This window comes from Mogibacterium timidum ATCC 33093 (assembly GCF_000525775.1).
In the GTDB taxonomy this organism is placed as follows: domain Bacteria; phylum Bacillota; class Clostridia; order Peptostreptococcales; family Anaerovoracaceae; genus Mogibacterium; species Mogibacterium timidum.
In genome coordinates, this window is record NZ_JALU01000016.1 from 99409 (window position 1) to 112092 (window position 12684).

Genomic DNA, 12684 nt, shown 5'->3' on the forward strand with positions numbered 1-12684 from the left:
GTGTTGCTAAAAATAAGTCACAGGACAACAACAGCTGGTAAAAGTCGCTGTGAACGTTGAAATTTTCAATGGGTACAGCGGCTGTATCTTTTTTGAAGGAAGATATAGGGTGGATAAAATGTGAGCCGGAAGCATGCCGATATGCTCCCGGCTCATTAAGTTATTCATCAAATGTGTTTGATTAATAGACCGTCATTACTTGCGATTCAAACTGATTTGGCCGTAACGATATAAGGCTACCATGGCGTTGACAGCTTGTTCGGCAGTTGCATAAGCAGGGATACCATGATCTCTGAGCTTAAGTATGGCCTCCTGGCACTCGTTACCGCCTTGGCACTCCATGATAAACGGTTTGCCCAGGTGACGGTAGGTATCGTGTATGCGTATAACCACATCGGTAACTGCATCCACATCGGTAACTGCGGTAGGGCAGATAGACCCTATAATGCCGTGTACGTTAGGATCGCGTATTGCCTGTATGAAAGCTCCTTTGTACTGAATCGGTGAAGCGGTTCCGGAGATATCAACAGGGTTGAGTGGAGAACCGAACATAGGCATGTATGCACGAATTCGGTCAGAGAGACTAGGAGAAATTTCGTGCAACTCATGCATTGGCATCCCCCTGCGCTCGAAATGGTCACAGCTGAGCAGTCCCGAGCCTCCGCCATTGGTAATCATTACGATATTGTCCCCCTTTGCAGGTGGCTGCATGCCGAGAGCCATAGATATGTCGAGAAATTCTTCCCATGTTGTGGCACGAATTGCGCCTGCCTCTTTAAATACTTCGTCATAGAATTCGTCCGAAGTCCCGGCATTTTCGGATGCAGTATGTGCAAACGCCGCTTTTTCACCAATTTTTGAACCGCCGACCTTTATGGTGACTATCGGTTTATTAACACTGCGGCACGCTTCTATAAAGGCGTCCGGACTGTCCAGGCCTTCAATGTATACAGCGAGGCACCTTGTATCTTTATCTCGTCCGGCATACGCGATGAATTCACAGAAATCCACATCCGCCTTATTACCAAGGCCAACAAAGAAGCTCATGCCATAGTGATCTTTTTGAGATGACCCGAGGGCAGCCAGCAGATTGGCACCTGACTGCGATATCATAGCTACAGGTCCCTTGATAGGCAGGTACGGAATGAAACCACAGTTAAAATCAAGATACGGGCTTCCCATTCCCACCAGGTTCGGACCGATCAGCGGCAATTTGTTGTCACGGCAGTACTGTGTCAATTCATCCTGTAAAGCACCGCGGCCAATCTCCTTGAATGCGCTTGTAGCGATAACGACAATTTTGACCTTTTTGGCGACACAGTCCTCCAACACGGACTTTACGATGTGCGCCGGAACGGCAAGGAACGCCAAATCAACATCTTCGGGAATGTCTTTTACGGTCGGATAAGCTTTGAGACCGTTCACTTGATCGGCGCGCGGGTTAACGGGATAGATCTCACCTTTGTACCCCCATAGCTTCAGACCGTCTACAACCTTGTAGCCTACCTTTGTTGAATAGCGGCTGGCACCGACTACCGCGATAGATTTTGGATTTAATGCATACTGAAGATTATCTATTACATAATCGCGAGGATGTTTTACAATCATCTTATTTCACCTCCTCAGGATCTGTGGAGAAGCGGCATTTCGGAGAGCCGGTCTCCAAACGATTTTGAAGAAAGTCGTCCGTCATTACGCACTCCTCCCAGTACCCGTTTTCATCATCCAACCGTGCAACCCAGCGCCTGAACTGGCGTTTGGAATTAGCAACCTTTACTTCTTCAATCTCTGCGTATTTTTCGAGCTTTTCGCGAATTGCATCGACGTCATTGAGCTCAGTGAAGGCGCTTAGCAGGCAGTCATAAAATGAATCTCCAAATTGGAAGATATCGACAAATTCCGACTGTGCAGTGAATTCTTCAATCAGCTCTGCCTTTCTGTAGCTTGGAACGTTCTGAAACATGCGAACGAGGTACATCTGCATCGACAGTCCGAGCCTGCGGTAGTTGAAATATATCATAGGAAGCATAAACTTACGTTCATCTACACAGGTTATGATATCCTTCTTCATCTGGTCTCCGTCAAGTCCGGAAAGCTCTTCCAGTTTCTTGAAATTAAACATGTCTGCAATGGATGGAGTGGAGTTAAGGGCGTCAACAATTGCAAGATCCGTCTTGTCAATCTTATGCTGAACCTTAAGGAACTTCTTTCGCTGTTCTTCTCCGAATACGAATTTCCTGAATTGGTCAGACGGTACATCCCACTGATTAACCATCGATTCGCGTACATCAGCACGAATCGGGCAGAGATGGACGTACTCGACCTCAGGACGGTCCTTCCATGGAGCTATGACATCTGCCAGCAGGTTGTCGATCACGCGCATGTGATTGCCATTAAAGAAATCGAAATCGCCTTCCGTCATATATCCGGTGCATATGTCGTCCTTGTTCTGATACCACTTCGCAAACTCGCTCTTGATGGCCGGATCGGTTCCGTCTTTCAGCTTGACAACCCAGTAATAGAGACCCCAACCGTAAACACTTACATTCGGGTTCATGACGAACATAATCAGGTGCTCATCATACATTCTTTTCAGGCGCTTTTTAATATCTTCTTTTTTTGCACCTGTCTTCTCAGCAATGTAGTCAAGATTCCAAACATCAGGATAAATCTGATAGAACGATTTGACTACGTTGTAGGCAGCAACCTCTGTTGCATCCAGGCCAAAGGTTCCCGGCTCGAGGAAGCCGTACCCGCGCGGAGGAAAACAATTCCTGTGCATCCACGCTTGCTGTTGGTCAGTGCCAAGTATGTACTTTTTTTCACTCATGAATACCAACCTCCTAATCCTTTACAACTAATCAGTTACAACATACAACAAGGAGAAATATATAATCTCTTCCCTGTGTTACTATTTTATCATATAAGAAATAAAACTTAAATGGTCTAGTTATTTATATTTAAAATATGATTGTCGTCAGTAATTTTGACTGCCAATATTTAATTTTATTAATGAATTGAAATTCGCATAGTTTCGATGTGCTTTAATCCTTTGACAGTAAGGTGATCGAATTATTGTCAATTAGAAAAGACATCAAGCACTAATACTGATGTCTCTTGCTATGTTACGTTATTTACGCGGTTTATATACGCAGGTTATAAAATGAAAAGATGCATTTATACTACCTTTTAAGTGCGGTATCAAGGACATCTTTTATATGTTCCTTGCATTCATCATAGCTCTCGAATAGGTAAGCTTCATACAGCTTCTCGTTTCCGATGAACATTGAAGGAGTTGCGTAGTAATCATAGTTGGCAATAATTTCCGGGTGTGCGCCTTCTTCAATCCATTCAATTTCAACCTTGCCGTAGTCAGGATTCTCTGCGATTAGATCTGCGAGAGCTTTTTTGCCCTGAACACAGTATGGGCATCCTGCGAGTTCAAATGCTGTTATCTTCTTCATGGTATTCTCCTTTACTCCAGTACCAGCGATACAGGGCAGTGATCGCTTCCGTATACGTCGGTCAAGATCGCAGCTTCCTTGATCTTGGTTTCCAGTCTGTTAGAAACTATGAAGTAGTCGATGCGCCAGCCTGCGTTATTGGCTCTGGCGTTGAATCTGTATGACCACCAGGAATACACGCCGGGGGTATCAGGGTGAAGATGTCTATATGTATCGGTAAATCCTGCTCCCAGCAGCTCTGTCATCTTGCTGCGCTCTTCGTCGGAGAAGCCTGCATTACCGCGGTTCGACTTTGGATTCTTGAGGTCGATTTCCTCATGTGCAACATTGAGATCGCCGCAGTAAACGACGGGCTTGACCTTGTCAAGCTTAGACATATATGCTCTGAGGTCATCCTCGTATTCCATCCTGTAATCGATTCGCTTTAACTCATCCTGTGAATTAGGTACGTACGCGCAGATGAGATAGAAGTCGTCATACTCCAGCGTTATAACACGTCCTTCGTCGTTGTGCTTGCCCTCAATTCCGTATGCGACCCTGAGAGGCGCTTCCTTTGCAAAAATAGCAGTTCCTGAGTACCCCTTTTTATCCGCATAGCTGTAATATTCGTGGTATCCCTCAGGGTGAAAATCCGCCTGACCTTCCTGCATCTTGGTTTCCTGCAAACAGAAAAAGTCTGCATCCAGATCCTTGAACACATCCTCAAAGCCCTTCTTGAGCACGGCGCGGAAGCCGTTTACGTTCCATGATATAAATTTCATATTTGCCCTCCTATAGGATTCCTTTAATCTTAAAGCTCGTCATGACAGCATCCTTGTATTTGCCTATACCGCTAACTATAGCATATCCGGTACCCGGTGATGTATTTTTGATGTAAGAAACCCTATAATCTCTGCCCTGGCGAAGCTGCGTTCCGCTATCGTATACATTAATACCCGGGCGGGCTGCGAAGCCGAGGTATCTGGAACTATGATGCTTTAGTTGCACATTGCATTCGCTGATTGATTTCCTGTCGGTACCGACTGCCGCGAGGGAGTGATATGGACGATCAGGATTGATGTACATGAAGTTCAGATCAACGTTCTTGTCGATGCCGGGAACCCTGGCTTTGTCGGTGCTCTGCCACATCATGTATGCGCCGCGGTAGGTCGTGTGAGTATTGTATTGTGCCAGCCATATATTTGTGTTTTGCGATAATTCGTAACCGCCGGCGTAGTGCATCAGGAAATCATAGTTACCATATATCATCGTCTCGTGTCCGCGAGCCCAGCCTCTACGGCAAAATGCCATCGCATTTCGGTTGAGATCCGCGGTTCTGAGACCGCCTGACCTAATTGTGTTTTCAAGCCTTCCTCCGTTATACAGCTCGTAGTCCATGACGAGAGGTAAATCCACACGATATTTGTCTGCTAAATTTGCCAGATAGTCTGCCTCTGCAGCAGCTTCATCGCTGTTAAGGGCTTGCGAATAGATGTATAAGCCAATCATCAGACCTGCATCATCGGCACCTTTGATATTCTTTTCAAACTTGGCATCCTTGTGCAGATTGCCCTTGGATGCATCCCTGAATCCGGCTCGTATGTACACATAGTCGACACCGGATTTCTTGACCTTGCGCCAATCGATGTTGTCGCCCTGAGCATACGAAACATCTATTCCTGTGGATATAACGTATCCGTTAAATCTGGCATCGTGCTTAAAATTGCCGTATTCAATTGGTGCAGTGTGCAGCGCATGCAGCCGGACGAGCGTCAATATGGTTAATAGTCCAATTACAGATAAGACTGCCTTGAGTTTGTTTTGTTTGAGCTTTTGTGCGGCCTTGCGTTTGAACTTTCGGAGCTTGCGATTCCACCGTTTCTTGAGTCTGTTTTTTATATTTGCAGATGAAGACTTCGAGCGATTGTTTGATTTTCGATGCGTTCTGTTTGTTCTGCTTCGAGTTCCGTTTCTATTCATTATATGATTCCTCATTTGATTCCTCAAGATTATCGGAGCTCTCGGACGTCTCCGTTTTAACACGTTCCTTGATGCTGATTTCGCCATCTACCCCGATGTCGTTACCCAGTACGTGAGCAAATTTGATTGATGATTGACCGAATTTGTCGCGGATCTGATCCAGCGCCTTGGCGATGCTCTCGTCCTTTTCATTCTGATGGTTTTCCTCGGTTGATGCGCCAATTGTAAATATTGTCAGCTGTCCGGCATCCGGCGAATCTGTTAGATCGATAGCAGTTACGGTTAACAGCCTGATAGGTCTGTCGATGTACCTGAGCTCCTTGATTAGATCCAGTGCGGCTCTTCTAAATGCAGCCGGACTGCTGACGGGTTTAGGTAGTCGTTTCTGTCTCGATAATCGCTTAAATTCGGGGGTTGTGACTTCTACCCTGACCCCGCGAGCCCACTTGGAATGGCGTCTGAGCCTTGCGCTGACCATGTCGGTAAGCTCGGTGAGTGCGATGCCTATATCATCCGGCCCCTGCAGATTGCGGCGAAAAGTCATACCGTGACCTACGGATTTGATATCCTCTCGTCTGTCGTAGGCGCGAACAGGCTCATCGTCCAGGCCGTTGGCATATCTGTACAGGTTGTCGCCATGAACGCCAAAGATATTAGCCAGCAGCAGCCTGTCCGCATGAGCCAGATCTCCAACGGTGCGTATGCCCAGACCATCCAGCTTGGCTGCAGTGGCCCGCCCAACCATGAACATCTCCGAGACCGACATCGGCCACAGCAGCCTCTTGAAATTCTGACGCGAAATAACCGTAGTGGCATCCGGCTTCTTATAGTCGCTGCCCATCTTGGCAAATATCTTGTTGAAGGAGACACCGGCTGATAGCGTCAGCCCCAGCTCGCGCTTGACGCGCTCCCTGATGCTGTCCGCAATCAGCTTGGCGTCTCCCATAATCATTTCGCTCGCAGTGACGTCGAGCCACGACTCATCAACGCTAAATGGCTCGACCAGATCCGTATACTCCAGATAAATTGAGTTGAGTATGCGGCTGTATTCACGATATTTCTCATGATGAGGCGGGAGAGTGATAAGGTCAGGGCATTTGCGCCTTGCGGATTGTACAGTCTCGGCTGTGACAATACCGAACCTCTTGGCAGCTTCGTTCTTGGCGAGGATGATTCCGTGCCTGCTGCCGGGATCTCCTGCAACAGCGACCGGCTTGTCCTTTAGAGCCGGTCTGGAGAGCAGCTCGACAGACGCATAGAAGCTGTTCATGTCACAATGTAGTATTCTTCTATCCCGGCTCATGCTGACCTCCTTGTATAGATACATCTATTATAGACGATTAGCACCGCCGATGCGAACGGATGTTTCAAATATAACATTCATGCAAGAAAAATACGAGCTCATGGGAGCTCGCAAAGATTTGTAAATTTATGGCTTCTATGTATTCAAGGTGAGAGCTTAGTGGAATCCGATTCCGGCGATAAGTGTTCCGATTCTGAGTGCAAACAGGGCAAATGAAATCCACATAACAGGTGAGATCTCCCTGATCTTGCCGCCTATGACCTTGAGAATTACCCATGAAATCATTCCGAACATGATTCCGTTCGCAATGGAATATGTGAAAGGCATGAACGTGATAGCACAGAACGCAGAAGCGATATCCGCGATATCTGCGTCGAAGTTGATATTCTTGATTGAAGATACCATCAGCAGTCCCACGTACATGAGTGCCGGAGTTGTCGCAAAGCCGGGGATTGCCAGGAATACCGGAGAGAAGAACAGTGCGACTATAAACATTACGGCGGATGTTACAGCTGTGAGACCTGTTCTGCCACCGGCAGCTACACCGGCACTCGACTCAACGTAAGAGGTTACAGTCGAAGTTCCCACGAATGCACCGAATATTGTTCCGAATGCGTCAGCGAGCAGCGCACCCCTGGCGCGAGGAAGGTTTCCGTGCTCATCGAGGAGATTACCCTTAGAAGCTACTCCGATAAGAGTTCCTACAGTATCGAACAGGTCGACGAAGAGGAACGAGAATGTGATAACAAGGAAGTTAATCAGATTTTTGGAAATCCAACCGAAATCAAACTGTGCGAAATGCGGTGCTGACGGAAGGCTGAAAATCTTGCCGGGAATCAGCGAGAATGCGCCGGCAGCCGGATCCACATGATACCATCCTGTCTTCTCAGCGATGATTCCGAGGATCCATGTTATGATGATTCCCCAGAGCACCGCACCGGGAACGTTCTTGCGAACCATTGCGCAGATGCAGAGAAAGCCTACAATGGCGAGTACAAACTGCGGGGAACCAACCATTCCCAGGTCGACAAGAGTCGATTCACTTGCAATTACGATACCGGCACCCTTTAGTCCAACGAGAACGATGAACAGACCGATACCGGCAGTGATACCGTATTTCAGATTGGAAGGAACCTCATTGACGAGCTTCTCGCGGAAGCTTGTGAGTGAGAGAAGTACGAATACGATACCTTCTACCAGAACTGCAACAAGAGCAATCTTCCAAGGGTCGTTGATGCCTGCCTTAGCCATAGGTATACATACGGAATATGCGAAATATGCGTTGAGTCCCATTCCGGAAGCCAGAGCAACAGGGTAGTTAGCAAAGAAAGCCATGAACAGTGTAGCTACAGTAGCTGAAATTGCGGTAGCGGTGAATACTGCGCCGCCATCCATTCCTGCAGCTGACAGAATGTTAGGGTTTACCGCCAGTATGTATACCATCGATAGGAACGTGGTAATTCCGGCAATGACCTCGGTACTTGTGGTGGTACCGTGTTCTTTAAGTTTAAAAAACTTTTCCATAAGATAGCTCCTTCTCAAAAATTGTTAATTCTTGTAGTTGCCCGAACGGAGTTACGTATTTTCAGTTCGTGATGAAATAATTATAAGAGCCATAAAGACTGACTTCAACAAATCTTCACGTAAAATAGTGTTCAAAATAAGTTCAAGGTTATTAAAGTGCAAAATTCCCGAACTATATACCGTAGTTGCCATCCAAATGTTCAAGTCAACTTGCGGATTGTGCCATAATACCATTATTTGCAAACCTAAATACCCTAATTTCGCCGGAGTGATGCCCTCAAGATTGTTGTCATGATACTATGATTTATAAACGGACAAAAAGAGAATATAATAATAAAGTACAGTATAATACAGCGTGACATACAATGGTATCGGCATATCGGCATATCGGCATATCGGCATATCGGCATATCGGCGCATGTCGTTCGCATGGTGTCTGTACGTCGGACGATAACAAGTTGACAGCTTCAGCCGCATATTGAAGCTGTCAGCCATATGGTGGGGCTGTATGAACACATATATACACATATATAATCACATACAGGTATAACTATAAACTGTGATTAACTTATTCCTGTTTATAGACATTGCTGCGAACTAATTTAACAGGTGGAGATTCCGGCTATGAACAATAATAACGCAAATAACGCAATTTGTAATGAGATGAAGGTCCTGCTTACCGGCGGAGCCGGATACATAGGAAGTCACGTCGCTGTTGAACTGCTTAACGTCGGGCATGAAATAGTGATTGCTGATGATCTCAGCAATTCAAGTGAAACCGTTCTGCAGGGAATTCGGGAAATAACCGGAAAGGATTTCCCTTTTTACAATATAGATATATCGAGAAGAGAGCTGCTGGACACGGTGTTTGAGAGAGAGAATATCGATATCGTCATACATCTTGCGGGATACAAGGCTGTCAATGAAGCTATTAGGTCCCCGTTAAAATATTACAGAAACAATATCACAGCTACTGTTTCACTTATAGAGACTATGGATAAATTCGAAGTTCACAAGATTATTTTGAGCTCATCGGCAAATGTCTACGGTGATTCAGACACAGTTCCTGTAAATGAAGGCTGTGATACGGGTAAATGTACCAATCCTTACGGGCGCACCAAATGGATCCAGGAGGAGCTGCTAAAGGATGTATACACTTCCGATCCTCGCTGGCATGTCGTGATCCTGCGCTATTTCAACCCGGCGGGAGCACATCCGAGCGGTTTGATCGGAGAGATATATGGAGTTAATCCAAGCAATCTGATGCCCTCACTTGCACTGGCAGCGGACGGCAAGATCCGTTATTTTAAGGTGCTGGGAGACTGCTACGATACGCCGGACGGCACCTGCATCAGGGACTATATCCATATAACGGATTTGGCAAAAGGCCATGTGGCTTCGCTCAAGCGTACAAGCGGATCGCCTGACATCTCAATATATAATCTCGGTACCGGTACCGGATATAGCGTGCTAGAGGTGATAAGAGCCTTTGAGTCTGTTTGTGGACGTTCTATACCCTATAAGATAGAGAAAGCCAGAGCGGGTGATGTAGCGAAGATGTATGCCTGCTGCGATAAGGCTGCAAAGGAGCTGGGGTGGCAAACCGAGTATAATCTGCAGGCCATATGTGAGTCAGCTTGGAATTGGCAGCTCATAATGACTAATCAACAGAATTTATCGAGATAATCCTGTTATAATCATTTTTTTGTTGCTACATCATCGACAATCGAAGTGACAGTTGATATAACGCAAGATGACGATTTAAAGTATAGAATTAGATGAGTAGATGAAGAGATAATGAAAACGAGGAGATTTACCCGAAAATTTCATGCGCTAGTAATCACCCTTGCTATGGTAATAAGCCAGCTTGTGGCGGTAGTTCCGTCTATGGCTGCAGATGCGTTATTGCCGATAGCTCAGTACGTTACTAAGACCGGCAGCGTCAAGTGCGGAGCGGACGGGAACAGCGCTATCTACACCGGCAGTGTCAAGATGAACGTGCCGATGACTGAGGTAATGAAGTCACATGAAGCCGATATGGCTAACGCCGCAGCAAATGGTTGGTATCCACATGGGCATGAGGGGAAGAACAAGATTGCGTATATTGAGTATAACGTTACCTTTCCTGAGGCTGTAAATATCGGCAGCATAAAGGTGGCCAATACATCTTCCTTTATAAACGGCAATAAGATTTTAAAGACGGTTAATGGCAAAACGGTTAATTTTAAATTATATCTGAATGATGTTAACTGGCAGGGAATTTACAATGCGTACAACAGTGACAAGGCTAATCCTGACGCTTACACCGTGAACATTGAGATTCCGTATTCCTTCACAGCGAGCAGCAAGGCTGATGCCGCAAAGTTTGAAGGTGAGAACATCACAGGCAAAGGTGATTTTGCGTTCTATCCGAGTGGAACCGCTGCAACTTTTGGGTTTGGGCTTCGAACGTACAACTCAGATGTCGCTCAGCTTAAATTTGCAGAGAACCTTCAGGGATGTTTCTCACAGGATATGACGGTTATCGGCGATCTTGAGGGCGATATTCTGATCGGAAACGAGACGGAGCACGACAAGGTGTTCGAGAGCAAGAAGGACGCTGTTCATGACTTTACCGGCGCACTGAAGGTAAAGCCGATCAAGGAGCAGATGAAAAAGATCGAGCAGATGTACAACGATCCTAACGGTGAGAAGATCAAGCTGTCGGGAATGGATACGAGCTTCACTGCAAGTCTGGAGCTGCCGGATGGCATGACCTTCGGTACGACTGCACCTAAAGCAAAGCTCGAAGGAGCAAATGGAAAGTTTGAGATTACCGAGACAAAGCTTGAAGGCCGCAAGGTAACAGTGACCCTGAAGCTCAAGGATGCAGCAAATTTCAAGACCTACAAGGAGCTTGCAGATGCAATAAACTCGGTAGACGATACACTCAAGGTAACGGTGCCTGGAGCTAAGTTTACTGCAGCGGCAACGCCTGACACCAACTATACCGTAAACGGAACAGTGGGCGGCAGCTTCAAGGCTAAGGCTACACAGGTAGACAGCGGCAAGGAGATCAACTTCAATTTCAAGTGGAACGGTAAGCAGACAGCTGACGGAGCGGATGCGATCGCACCAAACGATTTGAGCAAGATCACCTTTACACTTAAGTACAATAAGCCAAATACACCTGTGAACCCAACAAATCCGACTAATCCGACAACACCGGGCAAGACAACTAAGGTTGTTAAGACGGTAAAGACAGGTGATACGACTAACCTCCTTTTCTATCTGTTGATGGCAGGCGGTTCAATCGCCGGTATTGCAGGGGCAGCTAGCTATAGGAGAAGAGAAAGTAGATAGTTATACCTTTAATCAGACTGTAATAATCGAGTAGGGGCTAACATGTAGACCCTCTCACACCGCTAAAAACGCCGATATTTTCGGCGTTTTTTCGGTGTTTTTAGTTATATGCACTTGCAATGGCATATTGCGTACTTTATAATATGTGGGTATCTTTGTGTGCAAACACATAGCTGCAATAAGTAATAGTCACATCGTGAAGTTGCCGCGGTGCCCTTAGGGTTGAAGGCTAGTGTTCACGGTGGAAGTAACAACCGGAGGTTAATTATGTCAGTAGTATCAATGAAACAGCTTTTAGAAGCAGGTGTTCATTTCGGACACCAGACTAGAAGATGGAACCCTAAGATGGCTCCATATATCTTCACAGAGAGAAACGGAATCTATATCATCGATCTTCAGCAGACGATTCAGAGAATTGATGATGCATACGATTTCATCAGAAAGGTAGCAGCAGATGGAGAGCCAATCCTATTTGTAGGTACCAAGAAGCAGGCTCAGGTTGCTATCAAGGACGAGGCTCTTCGTTCAGGAATGTTCTTCGTAAACGAGAGATGGCTCGGCGGTATGCTCACTAACTACAAGACTATCAGCAAGAGAATTGATAGATTAGCTGAGATTCGTGAGATGGAAGCTGACGGCACAATCGAGAAGTATGCCAAGAAGGAAGCTCTCAAGATCAGACAGGAAGCAGACAAGCTGGAAAAGTTCCTCGGTGGAATCAAGGATATGAAGGGTATGCCCGGAGCAATGTTCGTAGTGGATCCTAAAAAGGAAAAAATCGCTGTTAAGGAAGCAAGAACTCTTGGAATCCCTGTAGTAGGTATTGTAGATACAAACTGCGATCCTGACGATGTTGATTACATTATCCCTGCTAACGATGATGCTATCAGAGCTGTTAAGCTTATCACATCGGCAATGGCTGATGCTGTAATCGAGGCTAAGCAGGGCGAGAGCTTTGACGACAACGAAGCTGCGGCTGAGGCTGCAGAAGCTGAAACTGAAGCTGAAACTGAAACTGAGGCAGAGGCTTAATCGTCAGCATTTCACAGAGACTTTATTAAACGAATAATATAACAAGTAAATGCCGTCCGG

At 46.2% G+C, this 12684-nt stretch carries 10 protein-coding genes; 3 read left to right on the top strand and 7 right to left on the bottom strand.

Going from position 1 to position 12684, the window contains the following annotated elements; all coding sequences use genetic code 11:
- Window positions 1-195: 195 nt before the first annotated feature.
- From HMPREF0581_RS04160 to HMPREF0581_RS04190, 7 genes are all read right to left on the bottom strand, one after another.
- Entirely contained in the window at window positions 196-1608 is a 1413-nt protein-coding gene (locus tag HMPREF0581_RS04160; RefSeq protein ID WP_009644377.1) for an acetate--CoA ligase family protein, read from the bottom strand.
- Window position 1609: 1 nt separating this feature from the next.
- Window positions 1610-2830: an AsnC family transcriptional regulator gene (locus HMPREF0581_RS04165; protein ID WP_036380653.1), complete on the bottom strand. Its 1221-nt coding sequence runs from the start codon at window positions 2828-2830 to the stop codon at window positions 1610-1612.
- 352 nt (window positions 2831-3182) lie between these two features.
- Window positions 3183-3464: a thioredoxin domain-containing protein gene (locus HMPREF0581_RS04170; RefSeq protein WP_009644375.1), complete on the bottom strand. Its 282-nt coding sequence runs from the start codon at window positions 3462-3464 to the stop codon at window positions 3183-3185.
- 11 nt (window positions 3465-3475) lie between these two features.
- Window positions 3476-4225 carry an exodeoxyribonuclease III gene (locus HMPREF0581_RS04175; RefSeq protein ID WP_009644325.1) on the bottom strand — a complete coding sequence of 250 codons (750 nt, stop codon included), beginning with the start codon at window positions 4223-4225 and terminating at the stop codon, window positions 3476-3478.
- A gap of 10 nt (window positions 4226-4235) precedes the next feature.
- Window positions 4236-5423, bottom strand: a complete 1188-nt coding sequence (locus tag HMPREF0581_RS04180) for a GH25 family lysozyme (protein WP_036380655.1) — start codon at window positions 5421-5423, stop codon at window positions 4236-4238.
- Window positions 5416-6726, bottom strand: coding sequence for a DNA polymerase IV (gene dinB, locus HMPREF0581_RS04185; RefSeq protein ID WP_009644223.1), 1311 nt, complete (start codon window positions 6724-6726; stop codon window positions 5416-5418). Before dinB ends, HMPREF0581_RS04180 begins: the two co-directional genes overlap by 8 nt.
- Before the next feature lie 156 nt (window positions 6727-6882).
- Window positions 6883-8250, bottom strand: a complete 1368-nt coding sequence (locus HMPREF0581_RS04190; RefSeq protein WP_009644299.1) for an NCS2 family permease — start codon at window positions 8248-8250, stop codon at window positions 6883-6885.
- A gap of 624 nt (window positions 8251-8874) precedes the next feature.
- Here HMPREF0581_RS04190 and galE point away from each other — a divergent pair.
- The 3 genes from galE to rpsB all read left to right on the top strand — a co-directional run bounded on the left by galE (window position 8875) and on the right by rpsB (window position 12624).
- A complete protein-coding gene (gene galE, locus HMPREF0581_RS04195; RefSeq protein WP_009644237.1) occupies window positions 8875-9936 on the top strand; it encodes a UDP-glucose 4-epimerase GalE in 1062 nt (353 codons plus the stop codon).
- A gap of 111 nt (window positions 9937-10047) precedes the next feature.
- A complete protein-coding gene (locus HMPREF0581_RS04200; RefSeq protein ID WP_036380657.1) occupies window positions 10048-11592 on the top strand; it encodes a hypothetical protein in 1545 nt (514 codons plus the stop codon).
- 267 nt (window positions 11593-11859) lie between these two features.
- Window positions 11860-12624, top strand: a complete 765-nt coding sequence (gene rpsB, locus HMPREF0581_RS04205; RefSeq protein ID WP_009644370.1) for a 30S ribosomal protein S2 — start codon at window positions 11860-11862, stop codon at window positions 12622-12624.
- Window positions 12625-12684: the final 60 nt, after the last annotated feature.